The 25,780-nt window shown below is 70.1% G+C and carries 24 protein-coding genes and 1 rRNA gene; 14 read left to right on the plus strand and 11 right to left on the minus strand.

All coding sequences use genetic code 11. The features are described 5' to 3' along the window. Window positions 1-255: 255 nt before the first annotated feature. The 4 genes from pstS (at window position 256) to pstB (ending at window position 4,434) form a co-directional block, all read left to right on the plus strand. Window positions 256-1,389: a phosphate ABC transporter substrate-binding protein PstS gene (gene pstS, locus BG482_RS21115; protein WP_069770619.1), complete on the plus strand. Its 1,134-nt coding sequence runs from the start codon at window positions 256-258 to the stop codon at window positions 1,387-1,389. A 139-nt stretch (window positions 1,390-1,528) separates the two neighbouring features. Continuing rightward, window positions 1,529-2,548, plus strand: coding sequence for a phosphate ABC transporter permease subunit PstC (gene pstC, locus BG482_RS21120; RefSeq protein ID WP_069770620.1), 1,020 nt, complete (start codon window positions 1,529-1,531; stop codon window positions 2,546-2,548). Further along, window positions 2,545-3,609 (plus strand): phosphate ABC transporter permease PstA, encoded by a 1,065-nt coding sequence (pstA, locus tag BG482_RS21125; RefSeq protein WP_069770621.1) that lies wholly within the window; start codon window positions 2,545-2,547, stop codon window positions 3,607-3,609. The genes pstC and pstA overlap by 4 nt, the downstream gene beginning before the upstream one ends. A 48-nt stretch (window positions 3,610-3,657) precedes the next feature. Beyond that, on the plus strand, window positions 3,658-4,434 hold the full coding sequence (gene pstB / locus BG482_RS21130; protein WP_069770622.1) for a phosphate ABC transporter ATP-binding protein PstB: 777 nt from the start codon (window positions 3,658-3,660) through the stop codon (window positions 4,432-4,434). A 290-nt stretch (window positions 4,435-4,724) separates the two neighbouring features. On the opposite strand, the gene BG482_RS21135 is transcribed toward pstB, so the two are convergent. Further along, window positions 4,725-5,723, minus strand: a complete 999-nt coding sequence (locus tag BG482_RS21135; RefSeq protein WP_069770623.1) for an inorganic phosphate transporter — start codon at window positions 5,721-5,723, stop codon at window positions 4,725-4,727. Between the two features lie 7 nt (window positions 5,724-5,730). Beyond that, complete coding sequence (locus BG482_RS21140) at window positions 5,731-6,351, minus strand: DUF47 domain-containing protein (RefSeq protein ID WP_069770624.1); 621 nt, start codon at window positions 6,349-6,351, stop codon at window positions 5,731-5,733. Window positions 6,352-6,566: 215 nt separating this feature from the next. Here BG482_RS21140 and BG482_RS21145 point away from each other — a divergent pair, with 215 nt between their 5' ends. Then, window positions 6,567-6,953 carry a metal-sensitive transcriptional regulator gene (locus BG482_RS21145; RefSeq protein ID WP_069770625.1) on the plus strand — a complete coding sequence of 129 codons (387 nt, stop codon included), beginning with the start codon at window positions 6,567-6,569 and terminating at the stop codon, window positions 6,951-6,953. Here the strand turns inward: BG482_RS21145 and BG482_RS21150 are convergent. Both BG482_RS21150 and BG482_RS21155 read right to left on the minus strand, forming a co-directional pair. Further along, window positions 6,939-7,127 carry a hypothetical protein gene (locus BG482_RS21150; protein ID WP_069770626.1) on the minus strand — a complete coding sequence of 63 codons (189 nt, stop codon included), beginning with the start codon at window positions 7,125-7,127 and terminating at the stop codon, window positions 6,939-6,941. The genes BG482_RS21145 and BG482_RS21150 overlap by 15 nt on opposite strands. A 148-nt stretch (window positions 7,128-7,275) precedes the next feature. Beyond that, window positions 7,276-8,214 carry a hypothetical protein gene (locus BG482_RS21155; protein ID WP_256096424.1) on the minus strand — a complete coding sequence of 313 codons (939 nt, stop codon included), beginning with the start codon at window positions 8,212-8,214 and terminating at the stop codon, window positions 7,276-7,278. Window positions 8,215-8,664: 450 nt separating this feature from the next. Between BG482_RS21155 and BG482_RS21160 the strand changes: the two genes are divergently transcribed. Then, complete coding sequence (locus BG482_RS21160) at window positions 8,665-10,233, plus strand: FAD-binding oxidoreductase (protein WP_069770627.1); 1,569 nt, start codon at window positions 8,665-8,667, stop codon at window positions 10,231-10,233. 108 nt (window positions 10,234-10,341) lie between these two features. On the opposite strand, the gene BG482_RS21165 is transcribed toward BG482_RS21160, so the two are convergent. The 3 genes from BG482_RS21165 to BG482_RS21175 all read right to left on the minus strand — a co-directional run bounded on the left by BG482_RS21165 (window position 10,342) and on the right by BG482_RS21175 (window position 13,141). Then, window positions 10,342-11,052 carry a phosphatase PAP2 family protein gene (locus tag BG482_RS21165; protein ID WP_069770628.1) on the minus strand — a complete coding sequence of 237 codons (711 nt, stop codon included), beginning with the start codon at window positions 11,050-11,052 and terminating at the stop codon, window positions 10,342-10,344. 168 nt (window positions 11,053-11,220) lie between these two features. Next, window positions 11,221-12,228 (minus strand): bifunctional lytic transglycosylase/C40 family peptidase, encoded by a 1,008-nt coding sequence (locus tag BG482_RS21170; protein WP_069770629.1) that lies wholly within the window; start codon window positions 12,226-12,228, stop codon window positions 11,221-11,223. Window positions 12,229-12,385: 157 nt separating this feature from the next. Next, complete coding sequence (locus tag BG482_RS21175) at window positions 12,386-13,141, minus strand: serine protease (protein WP_069770630.1); 756 nt, start codon at window positions 13,139-13,141, stop codon at window positions 12,386-12,388. Window positions 13,142-13,462: 321 nt separating this feature from the next. Here BG482_RS21175 and BG482_RS21180 point away from each other — a divergent pair, with 321 nt between their 5' ends. Next, a complete protein-coding gene (locus BG482_RS21180) occupies window positions 13,463-13,717 on the plus strand; it encodes a DUF397 domain-containing protein (protein WP_069770631.1) in 255 nt (84 codons plus the stop codon). A gap of 65 nt (window positions 13,718-13,782) precedes the next feature. On the opposite strand, the gene BG482_RS21185 is transcribed toward BG482_RS21180, so the two are convergent. Both BG482_RS21185 and BG482_RS21190 read right to left on the minus strand, forming a co-directional pair. Beyond that, on the minus strand, window positions 13,783-13,953 hold the full coding sequence (locus BG482_RS21185) for a hydrophobic protein (RefSeq protein WP_069770632.1): 171 nt from the start codon (window positions 13,951-13,953) through the stop codon (window positions 13,783-13,785). 191 nt (window positions 13,954-14,144) lie between these two features. Continuing rightward, on the minus strand, window positions 14,145-15,395 hold the full coding sequence (locus BG482_RS21190; protein ID WP_069770633.1) for a phosphatidylserine/phosphatidylglycerophosphate/cardiolipin synthase family protein: 1,251 nt from the start codon (window positions 15,393-15,395) through the stop codon (window positions 14,145-14,147). A 462-nt stretch (window positions 15,396-15,857) separates the two neighbouring features. On the opposite strand from BG482_RS21190, the gene BG482_RS21195 reads away from it, so the two are divergent. The 7 genes from BG482_RS21195 (at window position 15,858) to BG482_RS21225 (ending at window position 24,897) form a co-directional block, all read left to right on the plus strand. After that, a complete protein-coding gene (locus tag BG482_RS21195) occupies window positions 15,858-17,210 on the plus strand; it encodes a peptidase S8 (protein WP_069770634.1) in 1,353 nt (450 codons plus the stop codon). Window positions 17,211-17,622: 412 nt separating this feature from the next. Beyond that, entirely contained in the window at window positions 17,623-17,931 is a 309-nt protein-coding gene (locus BG482_RS21200) for a hypothetical protein (protein ID WP_003991275.1), read from the plus strand. A gap of 200 nt (window positions 17,932-18,131) precedes the next feature. Beyond that, window positions 18,132-18,983, plus strand: coding sequence for a hypothetical protein (locus BG482_RS21205; RefSeq protein ID WP_176741433.1), 852 nt, complete (start codon window positions 18,132-18,134; stop codon window positions 18,981-18,983). Beyond that, on the plus strand, window positions 18,973-20,310 hold the full coding sequence (locus tag BG482_RS21210; protein ID WP_069770635.1) for a hypothetical protein: 1,338 nt from the start codon (window positions 18,973-18,975) through the stop codon (window positions 20,308-20,310). Before BG482_RS21205 ends, BG482_RS21210 begins: the two co-directional genes overlap by 11 nt. Beyond that, window positions 20,307-21,866: an SCO6880 family protein gene (locus BG482_RS21215; RefSeq protein ID WP_069770636.1), complete on the plus strand. Its 1,560-nt coding sequence runs from the start codon at window positions 20,307-20,309 to the stop codon at window positions 21,864-21,866. The genes BG482_RS21210 and BG482_RS21215 overlap by 4 nt, the downstream gene beginning before the upstream one ends. A 9-nt stretch (window positions 21,867-21,875) precedes the next feature. After that, complete coding sequence (locus tag BG482_RS21220; protein WP_069770637.1) at window positions 21,876-23,306, plus strand: ATP-binding protein; 1,431 nt, start codon at window positions 21,876-21,878, stop codon at window positions 23,304-23,306. Between the two features lie 16 nt (window positions 23,307-23,322). Then, complete coding sequence (locus BG482_RS21225; protein WP_069770638.1) at window positions 23,323-24,897, plus strand: type IV secretory system conjugative DNA transfer family protein; 1,575 nt, start codon at window positions 23,323-23,325, stop codon at window positions 24,895-24,897. A gap of 38 nt (window positions 24,898-24,935) precedes the next feature. Here BG482_RS21225 and BG482_RS21230 read toward each other — a convergent pair whose 3' ends face one another. Both BG482_RS21230 and rrf read right to left on the minus strand, forming a co-directional pair. Further along, complete coding sequence (locus BG482_RS21230; RefSeq protein ID WP_079141985.1) at window positions 24,936-25,478, minus strand: GNAT family N-acetyltransferase; 543 nt, start codon at window positions 25,476-25,478, stop codon at window positions 24,936-24,938. 105 nt (window positions 25,479-25,583) lie between these two features. Continuing rightward, a 5S ribosomal RNA gene (gene rrf / locus BG482_RS21235) occupies window positions 25,584-25,700 on the minus strand. Window positions 25,701-25,780: the final 80 nt, after the last annotated feature.

Consider the following 25,780-nt stretch of genomic DNA (forward strand, 5'->3'; position numbering starts at 1 on the left):
AGCGGGCCGCGACCGGAATCACCCCGTGTCCTCGGCGTGAGCGTTCCGTGACCTAACCGCACCGTCGGCAGGGGTTCACCCCCCGTTCACCCGCGCCCGTAAGCGCCTTCACCTGATCTGCCTAATTTCAGCCTTACGCGGTGCGGCTCGCGACCAAGCGGGACGTCTCCGTACCAAACAGACTTCGCATACGACTTCGCACACTCCGCACGCCGCCGGATTCAGGACGGCGGCTCCTGGAAGGACCTTCCCCAAGTGAAGCTTCAGCGCATGAACCGGCGGGCTCTCTCCCTCGGTGCTCTCGCCGTCTCCGGCGCCCTGGCCCTCACGGCGTGCGGCTCCGACGACACCGGCTCCGGCAAGAGCGGCGGCAACAGCTCCTCCGCCACCGCGGCCGCCGGGTCCATCAAGTGCGACGACGCCAAGGGCCAGCTCCTCGCCGACGGATCCTCCGCGCAGAAGAACGCGATCGACGCCTGGGTGAAGAACTTCACCCAGGCCTGCTCCGGCGTCCAGGTCAACTACAAGGGCTCGGGCTCCGGCGCCGGCGTCACCGCCTTCACGCAGGGCCAGGTCGCCTTCGCCGGCTCGGACTCCGCGCTGAAGCCCGACGCGGTCGCCGCCTCCAAGTCGGTCTGCAAGGGCGGTCAGGGCATCGACCTGCCGATGGTGGCCGGCCCGATCGCCGTCGCCTACAACGTCTCCGGCGTGGACAACCTGGTGCTCGACGCCGCCACGATCGCCAAGATCTTCGACGGCAAGATCACCAACTGGAACGACGCCGCGATCGCCAAGCTCAACCCGGGCGCGAAGCTTCCCGACCTGAAGATCCAGCCGTACCACCGCTCCGACGAGTCCGGCACGACGGACAACTTCACCAAGTACCTGATCGCCGCCGCCCCGAGCGACTGGAAGTACTCCGGCGGCAAGGCCTGGCAGGCCAAGGGCGGCCAGGCCGCGGCCGGCTCCTCCGGTGTCGCCCAGGGCGTCAAGCAGACCAACGGCGCGATCGGCTACATGGAGCTGTCCTACGCCAAGGACGGTCTCGGCACCGTCTCCGTCAACACGGGCGCCTCCGCCCCGGTGAAGCCCTCCTCCGACGGCGCCACCAAGGCCGTCGCCGCCGCGAAGGTCGTCGGCACGGGCAGCGACCTGTCGCTGAAGCTGGACTACAACACCAAGGCCGACGGCGCCTACCCGCTCACCCTGGTCACGTACGAGATCGCCTGCGACAAGGGCAACAAGGCCGACACCCTGCCCGCCACCAAGGCGTTCCTGCGCTACATCGCCAGCACGGAGGGCCAGGGCATCCTCTCGGGCATCGACTACGCGCCGATCCCCGACGCCATCATCTCCAAGGTCCGCACCACCATCGAGGGCCTGAGCTGATCTGAAGGTGCGGTCCGGCCGCCGGGGTGACCCGGTCCGGACCGCACCCGTCCGGTGCACCGCCGCCAGGGGCCACCCGCCATCCGGCCCCACCCGAGCCGCCCACACCCGCCGGCGGCTCCGCAGACCGGAGATCCCCATGGACATATCGACGCAGAAGACAGACACGGACGACACCCCACCCCCCACGCCCCCGCCGCCCCCGTCGGCCGAGCAGAAGCGCGCGGCCCGCGGTGCCACCCGGCCCGGCGACCGCATCTTCCTCGCCCTCTCCCGCGGCTCGGGCATCTTCCTGCTGGTGATCATGGCCGCCATCGCGGTCTTCCTCACCTACCGGGCCTACCTGGCCATCAGCAAGGACGAGGCGAACTTCCTCACCGCCTTCGAGTGGAACACCAGCCTCGTCCCGCCGAAGTTCGGCATCGCGGTGCTGGCCTTCGGCACGGTGGTCTCGTCGATCATCGCCATGGTCATCGCGGTCCCGATCGCGGTGGCGATCGCGCTGTTCATCACGCACTACGCCCCGCGCCGCATGAGCGGCCCCGTGTCGTACGTGATCGACCTGCTCGCCGCCGTGCCGTCCATCGTGTACGGCCTCTGGGGCGCGCTGGTCCTCGTACCGCACATGGACGGCCTCTTCGGCTGGCTGGACGACTACCTGGGCTGGACCGGCGTCTTCTCCTGGGACCAGGGCGCGCCGCGCTCCATGCTGACGGTGGGCATCCTGCTCGCCGTGATGATCCTGCCGGTCATCACCAACGTCAGCCGCGAGGTCTTCCGCCAGGTCCCGCAGATGCACGAGGAGGCGGCCCTGGCGCTGGGCGCCACCCGATGGGAGGTCATCCGCATGTCGGTGCTCCCCTTCGGCCGCTCCGGCGTGATCTCCGCCTCGATGCTCGGCCTCGGCCGCGCCCTCGGCGAGACGATGGCCGTCGCCACCGTCCTCTCCCCCGACTTCGACATCCACGCCAGCCTCCTCAACCCCGGTGGCGGCACCTTCGCCCAGAACATCGCCAGCAAGTTCAACGAGGCGACGGAGTTCGGCCGTGACGCGCTCATCGCCTCCGGCCTGGTCCTGTTCGTCATCACCCTGCTGGTCAACGGCGCGGCACGCATGATCATCGCCCGCCGCAAGGAGTACTCGGGGGCCAACGCATGAGCCACGCAAGCGCAGTAGCCGACAAGACCCCCAGCACGCTCCGCGGCGCCAGCCTGCCGACCTGGTCCCCCTGGGCCATCGCGGCCGGCTCGCTCGCCCTCGCGGTCGTCATCGGCCTCGCCGGCGGCCTGGACAGCAAGATCCAGTGGGGTCTGATCGCCGGCATCCTGTTCATCGTCGGCACCTACGGCATCGCCGCGAAGGTGGAGGGCCGCCGCCAGGCCAAGGACAGGATCGCGACGAGCCTGGTCTGGGTGGCGTTCCTGCTGGCCGTGGTCCCGCTGGTCTCGCTCCTGTGGACGACGATCGCGCGGGGCGTGAAGGTCCTGGACGTCTACTTCCTCACCCACTCCATGGGCGTGGTGGCGGACAGCGAGCCGGGCGGCGGCATCTACCACGCGATCCTCGGCAGCCTGGAGCAGGTCGGCCTCGCCACCGCGATCGGCGCTCCGATCGGCATCCTGACGGCGATCTACCTGGTGGAGTACGGCCGCGGCAGCCTGGCGAAGGCGGTCACGTTCTTCGTGGACGTGATGACCGGCATCCCCTCCATCGTGGCCGGTCTGTTCATCCTCAGCCTGATGCTGATGCTGGACATGCAGCCGTTCGGCTTCGCGGGCTCGCTGGCGCTGGCGATCCTGATGATGCCGGTCGTCGTACGCTCGACGGAGGAAATGCTGAAGCTCGTCCCGAACGAGCTGCGCGAGGCGTCGCTCGCCCTGGGCGTCCCCAAGTGGCGCACGATCCTCAAGGTGGTAGTCCCGACGTCGATCGGAGGGATCATCACGGGCGTGATGCTGGCGATCGCCCGCATCGCCGGCGAGACGGCCCCGGTCCTGCTTCTGGTCTTCGGCAACCCGTTCATCAACGCGAACCCCTTCGAGGGCGCGCAGGCGTCGCTGCCGCTGTACATCTACCAGCAGTACGCACAGAGCGCGGGCTCGACGGCGGCCTACGACCGCGCCTGGGCCGCGTCGCTCACGCTGATCGCCTTCGTGATGATCCTGAACCTGGTGGCTCGCGGCATCGCCCGCTGGAAGGCCCCGAAGACCGGTCGCTGACGCGGCCACAGCGACTGATCTATACGACCGGGAAGTGAAGTAGAAGACATGGCCAAGCGAATCGACGTAAGCGGACTGACCGCCTACTACGGATCCCACAAGGCGATCGAAGACATCTCGATGACGGTCGAGCCGCGCTCGGTGACGGCGTTCATCGGCCCGTCCGGCTGCGGCAAGTCGACGTTCCTGCGCACGCTGAACCGTATGCACGAGGTGACCTCCGGCGGTCGCGTCGAGGGCAAGGTGCTGCTGGACGACGAGGACCTCTACGGCGCGGGTGTGGACCCGGTGTCCGTCCGCCGCGAGGTCGGCATGGTCTTCCAGCGCCCGAATCCCTTCCCCACGATGTCGATCTTCGACAACGTGGCCGCGGGCCTCCGCCTGAACGGCAGCTACAAGAAGTCCCAGCTCGCGGACGTGGTGGAGAAGTCCCTCAAGGGCGCGAACCTCTGGAACGAGGTCAAGGACCGCCTGAACAAGCCCGGCTCGGGCCTGTCGGGCGGCCAGCAGCAGCGTCTGTGCATCGCGCGGGCGATCGCCGTGGAGCCGAAGGTCCTGCTGATGGACGAGCCCTGCTCGGCCCTCGACCCGATCTCCACCCTCGCCATCGAGGACCTGATCGGCGAGCTGAAGGAACGCTTCACGATCGTCATCGTGACGCACAACATGCAGCAGGCGGCCCGCGTCTCGGACCGCACGGCGTTCTTCAACCTCGCCGCGGTCGGCCAGCCCGGCCGTCTGATCGAGCTCGACGACACGGAACGCATCTTCTCCAACCCGTCGGTCCAGGCCACGGAGGACTACATCTCAGGCCGCTTCGGCTGACCCGAAACCCCTCGCGGTGCTGCATGGCGGTGCCACCGCGAGGCCGCAAGAGCCCGCCCCCTGACTCCCGGGGGGCGGGCTCTTCGACGGCTCAGGGCGGAAACCGCCCGGGGGAGGGGACAGAGGGAGACACGCACCCCTCCCCCTCCCGCTGGCATCCGGGGCGGCCGCGGTCACCGGGTTCGGGGCGGAGCCCCGGGACCATGGTCGCCGGCTTCCGGGCGGAGCCCCGGAGTGGCGGTCGCCTTTTCACCCACCGAATCGTGTGGGTGGGTGTTGCGGGATCCGGCCTAGAGAAACGCCAGGTCCACGATCCAGAACGCACACGCCGCCACCGCTCCGGCCGCGGGCATGGTGATGAACCACCCGAGAACGATGTTCTTGGCGACCCCCCACCGCACGGCATTGATCCGCTTGGTCGCCCCGACACCCATGATCGCCGAGGTGATCACATGCGTCGTCGAGATGGGCGCCTTGAAGAGGAACGCCGTCGTGAACATGATCGACGCCCCCGTCGTCTCCGCGGCGAATCCCTGCGGCGGATCGAGCTCGATGATCTTCCGGCCGAGTGTCCGCATGATGCGCCACCCACCCGCATACGTCCCGAGCGACAGCATCACGGCGCAAGCGATCTTCACCCACACCGGAATGGGATCGTCCGCTCCCTGAACATCGCCGATGACCAGCGCCATCACCACGATGCCCATCGTCTTCTGGGCGTCCTGCAGACCGTGCCCCAGCGCCATACCCGCGGCGGAGACGGTCTGAGCGATCCGGAAGCCCCGCTTCGCCTTGTGCGGATTGGACCGCCGGAACAGCCACAGGATGGCCGTCATCACCAGATAACCGACGATGAGTCCCACCACCGGCGAGACGAACATCGGAATGACGACCTTGTCCAGCACGCCGGACCAGATCACCTCCGTGCCGCCCGCGAGCGCGGCCCCCACCATCCCGCCGAACAACGCGTGCGACGACGACGAAGGCAGCCCGAAGTACCAGGTGACGAGGTTCCAGACGATCGCCCCGATCAACGCGGCGAACAGGATCCCCATCCCCTTGGACCCCTCGGGCGTCTCGATCAGCCCCTTGCTGACCGTGTGCGCGACGCCGCTCCCGAGGAACGCGCCGGCGAGGTTCATGACCGCGGCCATCGCCAGCGCCGCTCGAGGCGTCAGCGCCCGTGTGGAGACGGACGTGGCGATGGCGTTCGCCGAGTCGTGGAAGCCGTTGGTGTAGGTGAATCCGAGCGCGACGCCGATGGTCACGACCAGAGCAAAGGTGTCCATTAAGGGTTCAGGACTCCTTGACCGCGATGGTCTCCACCGTGTTGGCCACGTGCTCGAAGGCGTCGGCGGCCTCCTCGAGCACATCCACGATCTGCTTCAGCTTGAGCACCTCGATGGCCTCGTACTTGCCGTTGAAGAGATGCGCGAGCAGCTTGCGGTGGATCTGGTCGGCCTGGTTCTCGAGCCGGTTGACCTCGATCCAGTACTCGGTGAGGTTCTGCATGGTGCGCAGGTTCGGCATGGCCTCGGCCGTGAGCTCGGCGGCCCTGGCCAGCACCTCGATCTGCTGTTCGACGCCCTTGGGCAGTTCCTCCACGTTGTAGAGGACGACCAGGTCGACGGCCTCCTCCATGAAGTCCATGATGTCGTCGAGCGAGGACGCGAGGTTGTAGATGTCCTCACGGTCGAACGGCGTGATGAACGAGGAGTTCAGCTGGTGGAAGATCGCGTGCGTGGCGTCGTCACCTGCGTGTTCCGCGGCCCGCATACGCTCTGCGATCTCGGCCCGGGCGGAGGTGTCCGCCCCGAGGAGTTCCATCAGGAGTTTCGAGCCCGTGACGATGTTGTCCGCGGACGCGGCGAACATGTCGTAGAAGCTCGTCTCCCTGGGGGTCAGACGAAAGCGCACGTGGGGTCCTCAAGATGCATCGGTTTCGGTCAGGCTGATGCTAGGCGCATCATCCGGCCACGGCTAATGGGCCGTCCACCAGTGTCGCCCATCGCGCACGGAGACCGGCAGGGGGGCGACCGGCTGAGTGCTGTCCGCGGCCGTCCCCCCGCGAAAGTTCGGTAGGATATACCCAGTAGGGGTATATGTCGGGAGCTGGAGCGCTGGAGGACACCATGACGACCACCGAGGCCGGCGCGGAAGCCCGCTCCACCCCCGAGGCGGGCCGCACCCCCGAACCCGCCGCAGTGGCCGAAACCGAACGGCCCGCCGCCGCGACGGTCCACGGCTACCACGACCAGAAGGCCGAACACCTCAAGCGCCTGCGCCGCATCGAGGGCCAGATCCGCGGCCTGCAGCGCATGGTGGACGAGGACACCTACTGCATCGACATACTCACCCAGGTGTCGGCGTCCACCAAGGCGCTGCAGTCGTTCGCCCTGCAACTCCTGGAGGAGCACCTGCGCCACTGCGTCGCCGACGCGGCGCTCAGGGGCGGCGACGAGATCGACGCGAAGGTGGAAGAGGCGACGAAGGCGATCGCCCGCCTACTGCGCACCTGAGCCGCCGGACCCGTCCGGTTCCTCGCCCACCCGCAGCACCAGGTCGATGCTCTCCATGCTGAGCCGTTCCTCACCGGCCGCCGAGGCCGCGATGATCAGCTCCCCGCACAGCTCGATCTCGGCGAGGGCCACGTGGTCCTGAACTGCCGTACCGCCGCCCGGAGCCACGCGCATCACCTCGTCCCTGCCGTCACCGGCTTCCTAGAGTAGGGAGCGCTATACACCGCGCGCATGGCACGGACGGGCTAGTCCTTGTGTCTCCGTGGCCGAAATCATCTTCTCGAAGCCGGTCGAAGCAGTCGAAGCCGACCCCGGGGCGCCTTCAGTCCTCCGCGATCCGGCCCGCGTAGATGTCGTCCGCCGCCGGCAGCCGCACGTCGACGGGCGCGCCGAAGTCGTACAGCAGCGTCGTCGAGGCGACCGCGACGGCCGCCCTCGGCCGCCCGTCCGGCCCGCCGCCGTGTCCGTCCGGCCCGCCGTGTCCGTTCCGCCCGTCCTGCACGTTCCGTCCGGTCTGTCCGCCCCGCCCGTCGTCCGCGCCCCGCCCGTTCAGGAAGCTGAACCGGTGCCGGACCTTGCGGATGCGCCCCTCGTCGTCGAGATACGCGTCGAACGGCACGCGGGCCGTGGCGAACCCTTTCGCCGCCGCCCGCAGCGAGTCCCGTCCGCCCTCCGACGCGTCCCGGGCGGCCACCGCCAGGTCGGCGGTCCCGCGATAGTGCCGTACCGCCGTCCCGGCCACCTCGGTCCTCCCCACGTACGTCGCCGTCCGCGTTCCCCGCAGCACCTCGGCGGCGGCGAACGGATCGGTGGCCCCGCCCGTCACCAGATTCCCGTCGGACAGCGTCGCCGTCTCCACCCGCACCCATTTGTCGGCCGGCACCCCCGCGCCCCGGTTCTTCATGAACAGGGCTCCGGGCGCGAGGAGTTCGGTGATCGGCCGGTGCTCACTGGCCCCGGCCGGGTCCTGCGGCAGCAGCACCTTCAGCTCCCCGAGCTGCCGGCGGTAGTCGTACACCCCCTGGCCGCGAATGGTCACCCGGGTCCCGCCGGTGGCCATCTCCATCGAGGTGCGGGCCTTCGACGTGCCCGCCTCGACGAGCGCGTCGGCGGCCCGGTGCAGGATCTCGACGGGGTCGCCGGCCCGCCCGTCCCCGGCGGCGCGTCCGGTCGCGGAACACCCGGCGGCGCACACACAAACCCCGGCCACGATCCCCGAAAGGACCGCGGCGCCCCTCTGCCTGCGCTGGCGCTCCGTCATGGCCTGTCTACCCCCAGCCGGTAAGTCCGTCACGGGCCTGCTGCCGTACCGGCTAACGACGGCCGAGTGCCCGCCGTCACGCAGGGCCGAAGGCTTGCGACCGCATGCGGGTCCTTCGCCGAAACTGGGTACCGTTGTTCCTGTGACACAGCAGGACGGCTCGGCCCTTTCCCGCCCCGCCGCGGGACACAGCACCACGACCGTCGAACAGGGCAGGTTCTGCCTGGCCCGCTGCACCTGTGGCTGGCGCGGCCCGGCCCGCAGAGCGAGGAGCATGGCGAGATCCGACGCGGAGTCCCACGTCCGTGGCTGACATCCGTGCCTGCCGTCCGTAGCTGCCGTCCGTGGCTGACGTCACCGTTCCGTCACCGCTGGAGCCGTCAGGAACCTGTGGTTCCCTGACCCCGTCTCGCTCGGTACAGCCGACGAGCCGAGGGAAGGCGCAAGGACATGGAACGGCGAAGGTTCATCGCGGGCGGCACGGCCGCCCTCGCGGCGGCGGCGACCGCGTGCAAGGCGACCGGCGGCAGCGCGAGCGCCTCCACCCCGGCCACGGCGAACACCGGCTCCGCGCGGACGGGAGCGGCGCTGACGACGACCAGCGTCGCCGCCCCCGCCACCTGGACGGCGTTGGCCCGCGACCTGGACGGCACCCTGGTCCGCCCCGGCGAGGCGTCCTGGGCCGCGGCGCGGCAGCTCTACAACACCCGCTTCGACAGCCTCAAGCCGGCGGCCGTGGCGTATGTCGCCCACGCCGACGACATCCGCACCGTCATGGCGTACGCCCGTGCCCACCACACCAAGGTCGCGATCCGCAACGGCGGCCACTCCTACGGCGGTTGGTCCTCGGGCGACGGCCGGCTGATCATCGACGTCTCCAAGCTGAACCGGGTCCGGGCGAGCGGCGGCACGGCCGTGGTCGGCGCGGGCGCCAAGCTGATCGACGTCTACCGGGCGCTCGCCGCCAAGGGCGTCACGATCCCGGCGGGGTCCTGCCCGACGGTCGGCGTCTCCGGCCTGGTGCTGGGCGGCGGCCACGGGGTCGTCTCCCGCGCCTACGGTCTGACCTGCGACAGCCTCACCCGGGCCACGATCGTCACCGCCGACGGCAAGCAGCTCACCGCCGACGCGACGACGAACAAGGACCTGTTCTGGGCCCTACGCGGAGCCGGCAACGGCAACTTCGGCGTCGTCACAGAACTGCAGTTCACGACCCATCCGGCGCCCCAGGCCGTGACGGGCTACCTCACCTGGCCCTGGTCGAGGGCGGCCGCGGTCGTGAAGGCCTGGCAGGAGTGGGGTCCGTCCCAGCCCGACGAGATCTGGTCCTCCCTGCACGTGGCGAACGCGCCGGGCGGCACACCCACCATCTCGGTCGCCGCGTTCTGCATCGGCACGTACGGCCAGCTCCAGAACGCGGTGGACCGGCTCGCGGACCGGGTGGGCGGGCCCGCGGCGAGCGTCTCCCTCCGCCGCCGCACGTACGAGCAGGCGATGGAGGCCTACGCCGGCTGCTCGTCCTTCTCCTCCGACGCCCAGTGCCACCTGCCGGGCTCCACCCCGGGCCGCTCCTCGCAGGGCAAGCTCGTCCGCGAGACGTACGCGGCCCGCTCCGACTTCTTCGACGTCTCGCTGTCGGCGGCGGGCATCCAGGCCCTGCTGAAGCAGATCAAGTCGGTTCAGGGCGGCTCGGGCAGCATCGCCCTGACGGCGCTGGGCGGCGCGGTGAACCGGGTCTCCCCCACGGCGACGGCGTTCGTCCACCGCCGCTCGCGCATGCTGGCGCAGTACATCGCCTCGTGGCGGGCGGGCACGACGGGGGCGGCGGCGCAGTCCTGGCTGAACACGGCCCACAAGGCCATGGCCCCGTACGCGTCGGGCGCCGCCTACCAGAACTACGCGGACCCGACGCTGACGAACTGGCGCAAGGCCTACTACGGCGAGGCACTCCCCCGCCTGACCCAGCTGAAGAAGCAGTACGACCCCAACGGCTTCTTCACCTACCCCCAGGCCCTCTGAGCGCCTCCGGCGGACGCCCGCTCCATCCCGTCAACGGTCGGCCCAACAAGCCCGGGAGACGGCCTCTCAGGCGTTCCGGGAGGCTTCCACGCCTCCCGGAAGCCGGCGCTAGGCGGCCAGGTCCCGTTCCTCGGCGGCGAGTTCCGGGCGCGCGCCGGTCACCAGGGCGTCCCGCTCCCCGGCCCGGGCGGCCCGCCCGCGCACGAGCCATCCGGCCCGCGGCGACCGGTCGACGGCCTTCAGCACGGGGGTGAGCATCATGGAGGCGATGGGCGACAGCAGCAGCGTCACCGCGGTCCCGAGCGCGAACCCGCCGACCACGTCGGTCGGGTAGTGCACGCCCATGAACACCCGGCAGAACCCTTCGAGCAGGGCGATCCCTATCCCGACGAGCCCGAACCTCCGGTTGGCGACGAACAGTCCGACGGCCATGGCCATGGTCAGGGTGGCGTGGTCGCTCACGAAGGAGTAGTCGGTCTTGCCGGAGACGAGCACCTCCAGCCCCTGGTGGTCCCGGAAGGGCCGCGGCCGCTCCACGAACCCGCGTATGGGCACGTTCACCAGCACGGCCAGGCCGGCGGCGAGCGGCGCCCACACCAGGGCGGCGACGGAGGACGCGGCCTCCTCGGCCCCGCCGGGCCGCCGCCGCACACCCCACCAGCACCACACGATCAGCAGCACCATGGCGAGCAGCAGCCCGTACTCGCCCACGAACTCGACCACCCGGTCGAGCCAGTGCGGCGCGTCCTTGGCCAGCCCGTTGATGTCGTAGAGAAGGTCGACGTCGGGGTTCGACCCGGATTCGGCGAGTCCAGCCATGGTGCTGCGGCCCCTTCGTCGTGTTCTGCTCGGCACGCCTCACATGCGCCCGCTCCAACAGGAACGCACGGCCCCGGTTGATACGTTCCACTCTCCACTGAATGATCACTCAGACGTTATCGAAGAGAAACAGATCCCCGCAGCTCAGAGCCGGGTCGCCGGCCCTCTTCACACCGTCGTCGGGAGCGCTTTCGCGCCATCTTCGGTGACCCGGGTGGCCCCGAAGTACTCGCCCGTGTCGATCGGGTCGAACCGGATGACGGCGCCCGTGTACGGCGCGTCGATCATGTACCCGCCGCCGACGTAGATCCCCACGTGGTGGATGGCCCGCGAGTTGCCGGGGTCGGTGGAGAAGAACACCAGATCCCCCGGCAGCAACTCGCTCCGCCTGGGGTGCGGTCCGGCGTTGTACTGGTCGTTGGCCACCCGGGGCAGGGTGATCCCGACGCTTTCGTAGGCGGCCTTGGTCAAGCCGGAGCAGTCGAACCGTCCGCCCTGGTCAGCGGTGCCGTTCCCGCCCCACAGATAGGGCGTCCCGAGCTTCTTCTGGGCGAAGTAGATGGCTCCGGCGGCCTGCTTCGAGGGGTCCACCCGGGTCACCGGGGCGGCGAAGGACTCCTCCAGCGTCGTGATCGTCTTCACGTAGTTCTGGGTCTCCCCGTACGGCGGGACCCCCTTGTACCTGATGACCGCGTCCGGCCCCGCGTTGTACGCCGCGAGCATGTTCCTCGTGATGTCCCCGGGGACGGTCTTCACGTACGACGCGAGCTGGCAGTCGTACGACGCGGCCGACGGAATCGCGTCATTCGGGTCCCAGACGTCCCGGTCGCCGTCGCCGTCGCCGTCGACGCCGTGCGTGGCCCAGGTGCCCGGGATGAACTGCGCTATCCCCTGCGCGGCGGCGCCGCTCTGCGCCCTCGGGTTGAACCCGCTCTCCTGGTAGAGCTGGGCGGCCAGCAGGGCAGGGTTGAGGGCGGGACAGAGGTTGCCCCACTTCGCCACGAGCGTCTGATAGGCGGCGGGCACGGCTCCCTTGGCCAGTTGCCTGGTCGCCCCGCTCACCTCGTTGGCCAGGTTCCCGCCGATGACGTACACGCCGATGACGAGCGCCATCATGAAGGCGGTTCCGGCGCCGGCGACAGCGGTCACCACGATCCATGTCCTACGCACCGTCAACCGCCCCTCGCCGCCCGGGAGTCCGCCCCGGACAGTGTAGAGGCGGCCCGGTCACCACGGGGTGATCACACGGCAGCGGAAAGCAGTCGTCCGACGCCCGTCTCCCGGCGGCCGGGCGCAGACCCGAGACCGCATCCGACGGCGCGGCCCGTGGCCCCTAGGGGTCCGCGGTCGCGGCGCGGTACAGCTGGGCGGCCTCCGCGCCCAGAACGATGCTGTACGACACGTCGTCCGTGTCCCCGCCCTGCTCGTGACCGCCCAGCACGCCCACGACCTGGCCGTCGCCGTTCACCCACGGGCTGCCGCTCGTTCCGCTGGTGAGGCCGGGGCAGGCTATGCGCTGCTGGGTGGGGCTGTGCGGGGTGGGCCGGTTCGTGCAGCGGACCGATTCCTCGGCGGCGTGCGGGTATCCGGTGACGGTCACGGGCGTGGCCCCGGTGGCGGTGCCGGTGGTGAACCGGTTGGCGCCGACGACGTCCTCGATGCCCTTGGCCTGCCGCTCGTCGAGGGTGGCGAACGCCACGTCGCTGTCCTCGTCCTGGTCCTTGGACCACCCGTCGGGCAGGAAGACGCGGTCCGCCTTCCAGACCCCGTAGGGGGCGTGCCCGTCGTGGTATCCGGGGACGAAGACGAACTCTCCAGGCCCTTCGAGGCAGTGCGCCGCCGTGGCGATGAGGTTGTGGTGCGGGCTGCGCACGACGGACGCGGTGCAGAAGTGCTGGCCGACGAACTTGCCGGCCTCGGCGTCCTCCGCGGTGAACAGCGCGCCGACCCGGGCGGTCTGCGGCGTCGCCACAGCGACGGCCGTCACCCCCAGGGGGCCGGTCCCGCCGTCGGCGGTCGCCTCGGAGGCGGCGGTGACCGTGGCGACGGCCAGCATGACGACCGCACCGAGGAGGGCGTTTCGCTTCATCGGGTTCACTGTGCCCCACGAAGGTGAGAGGAACGTCAGTTGTCCCTTTCGACGCTACCCGCACTTGGCCCGCACAATCTTCCCGGTCTCGGACGGGAGTACGAGGGTCAGCACGGATGGCAGGCAGGGGCGGCCCGTACGGGCCCCGGGGCCCGGGGGCGCCCCGGGCGGGCCGGTCGGCGGTTCGGCCATTGGAGTGAATCCGGCGGGCCGTCCGGGACCTCCCTGATGTACTTCCGGGAGGAAGGCCCGCCGTCCGCGCCCTCCCACCCCTTCCCGCTCGCCCTCCTGCCCCGCTCGCCTCCCCCAAGGACACCAGCCGTGACCGACATCCCCCGTGACCTCGTGTGGACCCGAGCCGCTCCCCCGGACGCGACCGGACCCGGCCCCTGGATCGAGATCGCCTTCGGCCCGGGGGACGACGGCGAGGCCCCCGTCTACCTGAGGGGAAGCGACGCCCCGGAGACGGTCGTCACGACGAACCGCCGTAAGTGGGACGCATTCGTCCTGGGCGTGCAGGCGGGCGAATTCGACCACTTCGTGGAAGGTGTGCTGGAAAGCGACCGGAGTGAATGAGCGGCTGAAGGCCGAAGGGCCCCATCGACGATCGTCGATGGGGCCCTTCTCACCGGGATTTCCGTCTACCAGCGGTACCAGCGGCCCTTGCGGCCACCGTGTCCGGCGGGGCGGACCACGAAGCCCACCAGCCAGACCGCCAGGACGATGACGGCGATCCACCACAGTGCCTTGAGGGCGAAGCCGGCACCGAACAGAACCAGCGCGAGAAGCAGAACAAGAAGCAGGGGAACCATGATTATCAACCTCCGCAGAGTCAGGTGCCCCACGAAATCCCCTTCACGCCCACAAATCTTCGACGCATGTCTGCGGGATTCCGGGTAATACGAGTCTCCCGCGCCCGGGGAATCGGCGGAAGAAGCGCCCGGGGGAATCCGGCGACGGAATCGCGCGGAGGAATCGGGCGGCGGAAACGCCTGAAGGGTCTTCAGAGGAATCGGCGGATCGGCAGGACCGCCGTCTCCCGCGCCCGCTGCAGCGCGGAACGCCGCTTCCAGCGCCCCTCCCGGATCAGCTCCGCGGCCTTCACGTCGTCGTCGAAGTGCCCGTCCAGCGTGGCCGTGAACTCCTGGTCCAGCACGGCCAGCATGATCTCCTCGTCGTGGTCGAGGGACCGGCGGTTGAAGTTGGTCGAGCCCACCAGCGCGGCCACACCGTCGACGGTGATGACCTTGGCGTGCATCATCGTCGGCTGGTACTGGTAGATCTTCACGCCGCAGGCGGTGAGGTCCTCGTAGTAGTGCTGACCGGCCAGCTGGCAGACCCGTTTGTCGGTGTGCGGGCCGGGCAGCAGGATCTCGACCTCCACGCCCCGCCGGGCGGTGGCGCACAGGAGTTCGATGAAGAAGGCGTCCGGCGAGAAGTAGGCGGTGGCCAGCCGGAAGCGTTCCTCGGCGGACTCCAGCATCACCCGGATCAGGGTCTGCATGTCCTGCCAGCCGAAGCTGGCCGAGCCGCGCACCACCTGCACCACGGCGTCGCCCTGCGGGCGGTGCGGGACGAACCGGTCGCAGTCGTCGAAGAGTTCGTCGTGGCACTCGGCCCAGTTCTGCGCGAAGGCGGCGGCGACGCCGTCCACGGCCGGCCCGCGGACCTCGACATGCGTGTCGCGCCACTCGTTCTGGTCACGGGCGTTGCCGCACCACTCCTCGGCGATGCCGACCCCGCCGGTGAAGGCCGTCTGCTCGTCCACGACGAGGACCTTGCGGTGGCAGCGGTGGTTCTGCTTGAACGGCGACAGGGTCAGGGGTCTGCGGAACCAGGCGATCTGCACGCCGGCCCGCTCCATCTCCTCCAGCAGTTCCTTCTCGATCAGCCGGCTGCCGAACCCGTCCAGCAGCAGCCGCACCCGTACACCCGCCTCGGCCCGGTCGGCCAGGGCCCGTGCGAACTCCCGGGCGATGTCTCCCCGCCAGTACACGAACGTCATCATGTCCACGGTGTGCGCGGCGGACCGGATGGCCTCGAGCATCGCGGGAAAGATCTCGTCCCCGTTGCGCAGGGCGGTGAGCGAGTTGCCCTCGGTCGCCGCGATGCCGATCAGCCGCTCCAGCCGACGCCGTATGCGCGTGGCGCGCTCGGCGAACTCCGTCACCGGCGCCGGGGCATCCGCGTCGGCGCCGTCGCCGGGGGCGGGGGCGGGGGCGGTCGGCTGGCTCCGGTCCTGCGTACTGGTCATGGGTTCACCGGCCGGCGCTCGGAGGGGACAGGACAGCCGCGTGGCCCGGTCCGGCGCGGGACGCGGCGAGCAGACTTTACTCCGCCTTCACCTGGCGACCCCACCTTCCCCTCGTGCCCGGCACGGACGACGCCGACCGCGCGCAGGCCATCGGGACGAGCAGTCGCACCACCCCCCTCCCCCCACCAGCGGAGCACCCCGCTCCCTCACACCTGTGGCGATCGAGGTCAAGTTCCGGCCATCCGCGCACCATCCGCCCGCCATTGATCAGCAATCCCCCAACCCCCTTCAGTAAGGCGGAAGTCAGGATTCCGCCGCCTGCCTTGTTGTCGCGTACTCAACAAGGGAACAGTCGTCCGCGGGCCGCCGCCCGCCTTCGGGGACCACGCACCGACGGCAAGCACCACACCGAGCACCACCACCCGCACTGCCCCTGCCACCCCACTTCCAGGAGCGTGTCCGTTGCGTACGTCCACCCCCAACTCCTCTGCCGCATCCGGCAGATGGCGCCGCATAGGCGCTTCGGCCCTCGGCGTCACCGCCCTCGTGCTCGCCGGACTCGGCACCGCGGCCCACGCGAGCGCGGCGCCCACCGTCACCGCCGGGACCTCTTCCGCCGAGACCGCTGCCGCCAAGGTCACCTGGGCGGCCACCCCCTGCGCCACCCCCAAGCACCAGGGCGACCTGACCTGCAACTCCTTCCGCGTGACCGGCGGCACCACCGCCTTCCAGAAGGAACGCGCGGCTGAGACCGGCAAGACCGCCCAGGTCACCCCGAAGGCCGCCGCCGCGACCCCCACCGGCTACGGCCCCTCCGACCTCCAGAACGCCTACGGCCTGACCGACGCGGCCTCGGCCGGCGGCTCCGGCGAGACCATCGCCATCGTCGACGCCTACGACGACCCGAACGCCGCCGCCGACCTCGCCAAGTACCGCTCCTCCTACGGCCTCCCGGCGTGCACGGTCGCCAACGGCTGCTTCAAGAAGGTGAGCCAGAGCGGCTCCACCACCTCCCTGCCCACCGCCGACAGCGGCTGGGCCGAGGAGGAGTCCCTCGACCTGGACATGGCAAGCGCGGTCTGCCCGAACTGCAAGATCCTGCTCGTCGAGGCCACCTCCTCGTCCATGGCCAACCTCGGCAAGTCCGTCAACGAGGCCGTGACGCTGGGCGCGAAGTTCGTCTCCAACAGCTACGGCGGCTCCGAGTCGTCCTCGGACACGTCGTACGACACCTCGTACTTCAAGCACGCCGGCGTCGCCATCACCGTCAGCGCGGGCGACGAGGGCTACGGCGCGGAGTACCCGGCCGCCTCCAAGTACGTGACGTCCGTCGGCGGCACCGCCCTGTCCACGTCCTCCACCAGCCGCGGCTGGACCGAGAAGGTCTGGAACACCAGCTCCACCGAGGGCACCGGCTCCGGCTGCTCCGCCTACGACGCCAAGCCCACCTGGCAGACCGACACCGGCTGCGCCAAGCGCACGATCTCCGACGTCTCGGCCGTGGCCGACCCGGCGACCGGCGTCTCGGTCTACGACTCCTACGGCGTCACCACCGGCTGGTACACGTTCGGCGGCACCAGCGCCTCCGCGCCCATCATCGCCGCGGTCTACGCCCTCGCCGGCACCCCCGGCAGCGCCGACTACCCGGCCGCCTACCCCTACGCGGCAGCCGGCACCTCGGCCCTGAACGACGTCACCAGCGGCAGCAACGGCTCCTGCTCCTCCAGCGCCGCCTACCTCTGCACCGCGAAGTCCGGCTACGACGGCCCCACCGGCCTCGGCACCCCCCAGGGCACAGAGGCCTTCACCGGCTGACCCCGCATCACATCCACCACACAAGAACAGCCGCAGTGGGCCGTGGGGGCCACACGCGGCGAACGAACGGGCCGTGGCGACAGCCGCGGCCCGTTCGCCGTTCTCTGTGCGGAACGTGAGATCTTCGTCATGAGAACATCGAAACGTAAGCTCACCCGACCGGCCGTCAGAAACGGCACAGGGCCGTGAAGTGGGCTAACGACGGAACCACACCACAGGTTCCGCACCGGCCTCATTGCCCGGCGTTATCTGCCGTGATACACAGAGTGACCATACGAGCCAATCGTACGAATCCGGTCCGCCAATGGCGTCAAGTCGACATACGACGGCGACTTTGTCGGCGAGAATGAGACGTGACCTCTGCACACCGGCAGAGGGACTGCGGAACTACCCACCAGGGGCGGTGACTTACATGCTGTTTGCGGCCGACAAAGGCGACATCAACACCATCATCGGCGGGATCGCTCCGGACTGGGGGCCCTTCGGCAGCCTGGGCAACGAGGCCAAGGTGATGATCGAGGTCGTGATGGCGGTCGCCATCCTCCTCTGCCTCGGCATCGCCATCTGGGGCGCGGCCAAGCAACGTATCGGCGCGACTGCCTTGCGGGACACCTTCAGTGCGGAACAGGGCAAGGGCCTCATCATCGCCGGCCTGACGGGCGTCTTCATCATCGGCTCCCTCGGGACGCTGTTCACGATCGTGTACGGCATGGCCGTCTGACCGCGTCCCTCCGTCACACCCCGTCCCGTCCGGGCACGCCCGGCCCGCCACCCCCACCCACCTGTCGTGCCCACCGGCTGAGGTTGCGTTTCCCTGATGTCCCTGATGTCGAGTCACCACACCGCGCCCGCGCGGGAACCAGCACGGCTACCGTCGTACTACCACGCGTTCCGGTACGGCAACGAGGGGGCGTACGCGGCATGACTCCCGGCGACGAACACGACTACCGCGAACCCACGCGCACCGAAGAGGGTCGCGGCTATGGCGGCACCCGGCTGCGCCTGCCCGAGAACGACCCCTACGGCGGAGCCCGCAGAGGCGGCCGCTCGTCGTCGCGCAGCCTCGTCACCGTGGTCGGCGTCGTCGTCCTGCTGATCGCAGCGATCGCCTTCGCGAACCGTGGAGGCGGAGATTCCGCTTCAACGTCGACGGGCGGCGGCGAAGCCGACAAGCCGACCGCCACCAGCACGACAGCCACGGGAACGAAGCCCGTGCGGGCCACGAGCGGCGGCATCCCGGTGGGCTACGCCCACGACGCGCAGGGTGCGCAGAGCGCAGCGGCCAACTACGCCGTGGCGCTCGGCTCGGCCGACATGTTCCTCACGACACAACGGCACCAGATCGTCGACACCGTGTACGCACCCCGTGTCGCCGCCGCCAGACAGTCCGCCCTGGACAAGGCTTACGCGAACGAGACGTTTCTGAGCAACATCGGCCTCGACAAGGACGGCACCGCACCGGACGGTCAGACGTTCGTCTCCCGGGTCGTCCCCGTGGGCACCAAGGTCACCGCGTCCAGCGCGAGCGCAGCCACCGTCGAGGTCTGGTACACGTCGCTCTTCGGTCTCTCGGGGGCGACTTCGACCAACCCCGTCGCCGAGAGCTGGTTCACCACGACCTACCAGCTCACATGGGCGGAAAACGACTGGAAGGTCGCCGACTTCCAGCAGAAGGACGGTCCTGTGCCGGTCGGGCGCGACCAAAAGGCCTCCACCGCCGACGACATGACGAAGGCCGTCGAGGAGTTCGGAGGGTTCACCTATGCGCGCTAAGCACCTCCCTCTCAAGGTGACGGCCGCCCTGGCCGCCGTACAGGCCACGGCTGTGCTGCTGGCCACCCGTGCCGTCGCCCTGCCGACGCCCAGTCCGTCCCCGTCACCCTCGTCCTCTCCGAGCAGCGCCTGTAGCGAGCTCATCCGAGGCCCCGCCAGGGACTACTGCGAGAAGGGCGAGAACCCCTCCTCCACCACCAACCCCGGCGTCTCCGACACCCTCGACCCCCTCTCCTCGCTCGCCAAGGGCTGTGCCGACGCCGCCTCCTGGACCGTCGACAAGCTCAGCGCCGCCGTGAAGGACACGGCGAACGTGGACTTCACCAACGAGAAGTTCCTGCAGCAGTACGCCGTCGTCTTCGCGGCCTCGACCGTTCTGACGCTCCTGCTGTGGCTGCTGGCCGTCGCCAAGCGCGCGGTGCGCGGGGTCCCTCTGACCACCGCCATCGGCGAAGCCGTCGGCTTCCTCTGGCTGACCGTCCTGGCCTCCGCCTTCACCCCCCTGATCCTCTACACCGTCGTCTCCGCCACGGACGGCATCACCGACGTCCTCGCCAAGACCACCGGCAACCAGACCGACACCTTCTTCGGCACCTTCTCCGCCGCCCTCGCCAAGGGCGAGAACATCGGCGGCGGCCCGATCATGCTGATCGTGGTGTCCCTGGTGTCGATCCTCGCCGCCGGGGTGCTCTGGCTGGAGCTCGTCATCCGGGCCGCGCTGCTCTACGTGGGCGCCCTGCTCGGCACCGTCGTCTACGCGGGCCTGGTCGACAAGAACCTGTGGAGCCACGTCCGCCGCTGGGCCGGCATCATGATCGCCGTCATCCTGGTCAAACCGGTGATCGTGATCGTCCTCGGACTGGCCGGGGCGCTGTCCGCCGGCGACGGCCCGAACGCCTTCTCCGCCGTCGTCTCCGGCCTCGCCATCATCCTGCTCGCCATCTTCGCCAGCGCGATGATCTACCGCTTCGTCCCCGGCTTCGGCGACGAGATCGCCAACGGCCGCAACAACCGCATCATGCAGGGGGCCGAGGGCAAGGCCGCGGCCGTCATCAGCTCCCCGGCGACTCTCGTCGCCCAGGGCATCAAGACCCACAGCACCCGTGCGGACAACAACGGCGGCGGCCAGTCGGGGTCCTCCGGCGCCCGCCCCTCCAACCCCGCCAGCGGCGGGGTGGCCGCGCACAGCTCGCGCTCCTCGAACGGAGGCGGCGGATCTGTCCCCTCCGCCGCACCCCCGCCCCGCGCGAGCAACCCGGTCAACACCCCGCACGCCGGCAACACCCGCAACAGCAGTACCAACCGCACGGGAGGTGAAGGGCGTTGACGACTGATTCCCACGTGTCCCACGCGGTCACGCCCCGCCGTACATATCTCATCGGCCGCGCCAGGCCCAACGCGATCGTCGGCCGCAACCGCGAGTCCGGCGAGATCGCGCTCATCGTCCTCGGCGCGTTCCTGGGCATGATGTGCGGCCTCCTCGTCCCCGTCCTCGCCCTGCGCATCGTCCTGCTGAGCGGCTTCCCCATGCTCTCCGTGGCCGCCGTCTACGTGCCCTACAAGCGCCGCACGTTCTACAAGTGGTTCGAGATCAACCGCAGTTACAAGCGCACCCTGCGCCGGGGCACCACGTACCGCTCGTCCGCCGTCGAGGCCGGCACCCGGCTCGACGGACAGGAGATCGAGATCGGGCCGCCTCCGGGCATCGGCCGCATCAACTGGCTGGCCGCGCCCTTCGGGCCCGACGAGATCGCCGTCCTCCTGCACGCCGACCGCCGCACGGTGACGGCCGCGATCGAGATCGAGGGCCCGGGCGTCGGCCTGCGCGACAGCGAGGACCAGGAGGCCCTCGTCGACCGCTTCGGCACCCTCCTCAAGCACGTGGCCAACGGCGACGGCTTCGTCACCCGCCTGCAGATCCTCGCCCGCACCCTCCCCGCCGACCCCGACGCCCACGCCAAGGACGTCGCCGTCCGGGGCGACGAGCGCTCCCCCGACTGGCTGGCCCGCTCCTACGACCAGCTGCAGTCCATGGTCTCCACGAGCAGCGAGCAGCACCGCGCCTATCTCGTCGCCTGTATGCACTTCACCCGCGAGCTGTCCGCCGAGGCCCACGCCATGGCCCGCGCCGCCCGCCCCCAGGCCGGCCGCAGGCTCGACCGCGACGCCGGCCTCGCCGTCGTCATGGCCCGTGAGCTCACCGACATCTGCTCCCGCCTGCAGGAGGCGGACATCCGCGTCCGCCAGCCCCTGGGCCAGGGCCGGCTGTCCTCCCTCGTCCACTCCATGTACGACCCGGACCACCCGATCGACCACATCCAGGCGATGACCAAGCGCAACGCCTGGCCGGCCGAGCTGGACGCCATGGAGCCGACGTACCTCCAGGCCAAGACCCGCGAGTCGACCACCCGCGCGCCCTGGTGCCACGCCACGGCCTGGGTGAAGGAGTGGCCGATGACCCCGGTGGGCGTCAACTTCCTGGCCCCCCTGCTGGTCCACACCCCGGACGTCATCCGCACGGTCGCCGTCACCATGGACCTCGAACCCACCGAGGTCGCGATCGAACGCATGCTGACGGAGAAGACGAACGACGAGGCGGAGGCGAGCCGCGCGGCCAAGATGAACCGCACCGTCGACCCCCGCGACGTGGCCGCCCACTCCCGCCTGGACCAGCGCGGCGAGGACCTGGCGTCCGGCGCGGCCGGGGTCAACCTGGTCGGCTACATCACCGTCTCCTCCCGCAGCCCCGAGGCGCTCGCCCGCGACAAGCGGACGATAAGGGCGTCGGCCGGAAAGTCGTACCTGAAGCTGGAGTGGTGCGACCGTGAGCACCACCGCGCGTTCGTGAACACCCTCCCGTTCGCCACCGGAATCCGAAGGTAGGGACTTCACATGCGGGACCCGATGTCCGTCCTCACCGACGCCTTCACGTCCTTCCTGTTCGGCAAGGTGGAGACGACCCGCCTTCCGGTCCGCACCTCCACCGGCCAGGCCCAGGCGGTCTACCTCCCCACCGCCGCTCCCGGCCTCGGCGACTCCGGCGTCATCATCGGCCGTGAGGTCTACTCCGGGAAGGGCTACATCTACGACCCCTTCCAGCTCTACGGCCAGCAACTCCCGGCCCCGCACTGGCTCGTCCTCGGCGAGTCGGGCAACGGCAAGTCGGCCCTGGAGAAGACCTACGTCATGCGGCAGCTCCGCTTCCGCGACCGCCAGGTCGTCGTCCTGGACGCCCAGGGCGAGGACGGCGTCGGCGAATGGAACCTCATCGCGCAGGCGCTGGGAATAACCCCCATCCGCCTGGACCCGACGGCCGCTCTCGACCACGGCATCCGCCTCAACCCCCTGGACCCGTCGATCACGACGACGGGCCAGCTCGCGCTGCTGCGCACGATCATCGAGGTGGCGATGGGCCACGGCCTCGACGAGCGCTCCGGGTTCGCGCTCAAGGTCGCCCACGCCTACGTCAACGAGACGATCGTCGAACGCCAGCCGGTGCTCACCGACATCGTCGAGCAACTGCGCCACCCCGAACCGGAGTCGGCGGAGGCGATGAACGTCGCCATAGACGACGTACGGGCCTGGGGCCTGGACGTGGCGCTGGTCCTGGACCGCCTGGTCGACGGCGACCTGCGCGGCATGTTCGACGGCCCGACGACCGTCGGCATCGACCTGGACGCCCCGCTCATCGTGTTCGACCTGTCCCATATCGACCGGAACTCGATCGCCATGCCGATCCTGATGGCCATCGTCGGGGTCTGGCTGGAGCACACCTGGATCCGCCCCGACCGGATCAAGCGCATCTTCCTCGTCGAAGAGGCCTGGCACATCATCAACAGCCCGTTCGTCGCCCAGCTCTTCCAGCGCCTGCTGAAGTTCGGCCGGCGGCTCGGCCTGTCCTTCGTGGCGGTCGTGCACCATCTGTCCGACGTGGTGGACGGCGCGGCCGCGAAGGAGGCGGCCGCCATCCTGAAGATGGCCTCGACCCGCACGATCTACGCCCAGAAGGCGGACGAGGCGAGGGCGACGGGCCGGGTGCTCGGTCTGCCCAGGTGGGCGGTCGAGATCATCCCGAGCCTCACCCCCGGCATCGCCGTATGGGACGTCAACGGCAATGTGCAGGTGGTGAAACACCTGGTCACCGAGACGGAACGGCCCCTCGTCTTCACCGACCGGGCCATGACGGAATCCTCCGCCGACCGCACCATGTCCGACGACGACGCCCTGCTCGCCGCCGAACTGGAACAGGAACGCCGAGCGGCGGCCTTCATGGAACAGCACCTGGCCGACTTGGACGGCTCGTCCGAGTCGACGGTGGCGTAGGCGGGCAGGAGTGGCCATGAGACCGGTGGACGAGCGGCGCCGCGACGGTCAGGCAGGCGTCCCGGACGGCCTGCTGGTCGGCATACTCGCCTTCCTGCTCGGCATGACGCTGCTGGTCTGGACGGCGACCGGACTGGCCGCCCTGTTCGCGCACGGCTCCTGGCCCGCGGGCGTCGCCTTCACCCGCACCCCCCAGGCCATGCGCCACCTCGTCGCCCAGCCCCACGACGTCCCCGGCGCCTGGCCGGAGGCCGACGCGAAGGCCCTGTCGGGCTACGGCCTGTTCTGGGGCCTGTTCATCGGCGAGCTGATGATCCTCTTCGTCGTGACGGTGTTCGCGATAGGGACGTTCGCCCGCTGGAAGGCGGTACGGGCCCGGAAGCGCGCGGAAACCCCGCCGTCAGCTCGCGAGCAGACCCCGCCGCCCCACCACGAGGTGCCGACCCAGCGCATCGAGACCGCCGAGCCCACGGCCCCGGCGACGGCGCCCCTCCCACCCCAGCCCGCTCAGCAGTCCGCTCCGCAGCCGCTCTCCCCGCCGGCGTCTCCGGTACCGACCTCTGTGCCTGCCCCCGTGCCCGTGCCTGTGCCTGTGCCTGTGCCGGGTGAACGGGCGGCCTCCCCCGTGCCGGGTGACGGACCGGCGGGCCGGGAGGCGAGCCGCTCCGAGGGCAGGGTGCACTACGCCCCCGCGGACGTCCGCCACGCCACCGCCGGACAGGCCGTGCGCGACGCGGAGGGTCCCGCCCTCGTCCTCACGTCGAACCCCGCCCTCTGGCAGGACACCAAGGACGCCCGGGCCAAACTGGGCCCGGTCCACCTCTACGACCCCGCCCACCGCTGCGACACCCCCGCCCGTCTCCACTGGTCCCCCACCGCGGGCTGCGAGGACAAGGCCACCGCGGTGGCGAGGGCGACCGCCCTCCTGGCCCCCGTCCGCCCCACCGCGCGCCTGGACCAGGCGGTCACCGAAACGGCCGAAACCCTCCTCCGCAGTTACCTCCACGCCGCTGCCGTCGACGGACGCACCATCCGGCACGTCCACCGCTGGTCCCAGGGCGTCGGGATCCAGGAAGCGGTCCGCACGCTCCGCACCAGCCCCAAGGCGGCCCCGGGCGCGGCCGGCGAACTCGAAGCCGCTCTCACCGCGCACCCCGAACGCCGGGACATCGCACAGGAACTGACCTCCCGGGCCCTCTCCGCCCTGTCCACGATCAACATCCGCGAGGCATGCACTCCAAACCGAAGTGATGCCCTCGCCTTGGATTCCTTCGTGGACGAAGGGGGAACGCTCTATGTGGTCGGCGAATCCCTCGAGGACCCCAGGACGAGCCCCGGCGCGATGCCCCTCCTCACGGCCCTCGTCTCCAGCGTGGTCGAGCGCGGCCGGCGCATGGCCGAACGGTCATCCTCCGGTCGCCTCGACCCACCACTGACCCTGGTCCTCGACGATGTCGCGGCCGTGGCCCCGATCCCCCAGCTCCCGGAGCTGCTGTCCACCGGGCGGGACCGCGGCCTGCGCACTCTGGCCCTGCTCCGCTCCCGCGAGCAGGCCAAGGCCCGCTGGCCGCACCACGAACTACCGGTGTAGCGGGGCGGGTGACGGCGGCAGCGCCGGACCGGCCCGGCTCAAGCCCCGGCCGGCCGCTCCACCGCCATCTCGATCTCCCGCCGCTCCTCGAAGGCGACTCCGGTCGGCGAGAAGCCCAGCCGCCGATAGCACGCGAGGGCCCGCCCGTTGTCCTCGTGCACCACGAGCCGCACCCGCTCGGCGCCCCACGACCACGCCCACTCCAAGGCGGCGTCGAACAGTGCCTCGATCGCCCCGGCCCCCCGGTGCTCGGCGCGCACGAACACCCCCACCACGCCTCCTTGCAACCGCTCGACGGCCGCCCCGGCCCAGTCGACGCTGCCCGCCGCCTCGACCAGCACGGTGACGGTTCCGGCCCACTCCCCGGCCGCGGTCTCCGCGACGAACTGCCGGGCGCCGACCGCCCCTTCGGCCCCGCCGGCGACCCGCTCCCGCCAGAAGTCGTCCGGCCGGACGACCGCTTCGTCGTACGTCTCGTAGAAGGCGAGATCGGCGACCGGATCCCGAAGCGCCAACAGCCTCAGGGCCTTCACCGAGGCCCACTCGTCCGCCCGAACAGCTCGCACCATATACGTGTACATGAAAGGCACCGTAGTGCCCGCACACGACCCCGCTCACCTCTTTTAAATCGAGGCATAACGCAGAAAACCCCCGCACCATAGGTGCGGGGGTTCCCCGTAAAATTTGTTCGGCGGTGTCCTACTCTCCCACAGGGTCCCCCCTGCAGTACCATCGGCGCTGTAAGGCTTAGCTTCCGGGTTCGGAATGTAACCGGGCGTTTCCCTCACGCTATGACCACCGAAACACTATGAAACTGTCAGCCGCACCACACCGTGACCATGGCATGGGGCTGTTCGTGGTTTCAGAACCAACACAGTGGACG

This window comes from Streptomyces sp. LUP30 (assembly GCF_001746365.1).
In the GTDB taxonomy this organism is placed as follows: Bacteria; Actinomycetota; Actinomycetes; order Streptomycetales; family Streptomycetaceae; genus Streptomyces.

Excerpts from the sequence above, each read along its gene's own strand:
- pstC (WP_069770620.1), top strand. The coding sequence starts at position 1,529 with ATGGACATATCGACGCAGAAGACAGACACGGACGACACCCCACCCCCC.
- pstA (WP_069770621.1), top strand. The coding sequence starts at position 2,545 with ATGAGCCACGCAAGCGCAGTAGCCGACAAGACCCCCAGCACGCTCCGC.
- pstB (WP_069770622.1), top strand. The coding sequence starts at position 3,658 with ATGGCCAAGCGAATCGACGTAAGCGGACTGACCGCCTACTACGGATCC.
- BG482_RS21135 (WP_069770623.1), bottom strand. The coding sequence starts at position 5,723 with ATGGACACCTTTGCTCTGGTCGTGACCATCGGCGTCGCGCTCGGATTC.
- BG482_RS21145 (WP_069770625.1), top strand. The coding sequence starts at position 6,567 with ATGACGACCACCGAGGCCGGCGCGGAAGCCCGCTCCACCCCCGAGGCG.
- BG482_RS21150 (WP_069770626.1), bottom strand. The coding sequence starts at position 7,127 with ATGCGCGTGGCTCCGGGCGGCGGTACGGCAGTTCAGGACCACGTGGCC.
- BG482_RS21155 (WP_256096424.1), bottom strand. The coding sequence starts at position 8,214 with ATGACGGAGCGCCAGCGCAGGCAGAGGGGCGCCGCGGTCCTTTCGGGG.
- BG482_RS21160 (WP_069770627.1), top strand. The coding sequence starts at position 8,665 with ATGGAACGGCGAAGGTTCATCGCGGGCGGCACGGCCGCCCTCGCGGCG.
- BG482_RS21165 (WP_069770628.1), bottom strand. The coding sequence starts at position 11,052 with ATGGCTGGACTCGCCGAATCCGGGTCGAACCCCGACGTCGACCTTCTC.
- BG482_RS21175 (WP_069770630.1), bottom strand. The coding sequence starts at position 13,141 with ATGAAGCGAAACGCCCTCCTCGGTGCGGTCGTCATGCTGGCCGTCGCC.
- BG482_RS21185 (WP_069770632.1), bottom strand. The coding sequence starts at position 13,953 with ATGGTTCCCCTGCTTCTTGTTCTGCTTCTCGCGCTGGTTCTGTTCGGT.
- BG482_RS21190 (WP_069770633.1), bottom strand. The coding sequence starts at position 15,395 with ATGACCAGTACGCAGGACCGGAGCCAGCCGACCGCCCCCGCCCCCGCC.
- BG482_RS21200 (WP_003991275.1), top strand. The coding sequence starts at position 17,623 with ATGCTGTTTGCGGCCGACAAAGGCGACATCAACACCATCATCGGCGGG.
- BG482_RS21205 (WP_176741433.1), top strand. The coding sequence starts at position 18,132 with ATGACTCCCGGCGACGAACACGACTACCGCGAACCCACGCGCACCGAA.
- BG482_RS21210 (WP_069770635.1), top strand. The coding sequence starts at position 18,973 with ATGCGCGCTAAGCACCTCCCTCTCAAGGTGACGGCCGCCCTGGCCGCC.
- BG482_RS21220 (WP_069770637.1), top strand. The coding sequence starts at position 21,876 with ATGCGGGACCCGATGTCCGTCCTCACCGACGCCTTCACGTCCTTCCTG.
- BG482_RS21225 (WP_069770638.1), top strand. The coding sequence starts at position 23,323 with ATGAGACCGGTGGACGAGCGGCGCCGCGACGGTCAGGCAGGCGTCCCG.
- BG482_RS21230 (WP_079141985.1), bottom strand. The coding sequence starts at position 25,478 with ATGTACACGTATATGGTGCGAGCTGTTCGGGCGGACGAGTGGGCCTCG.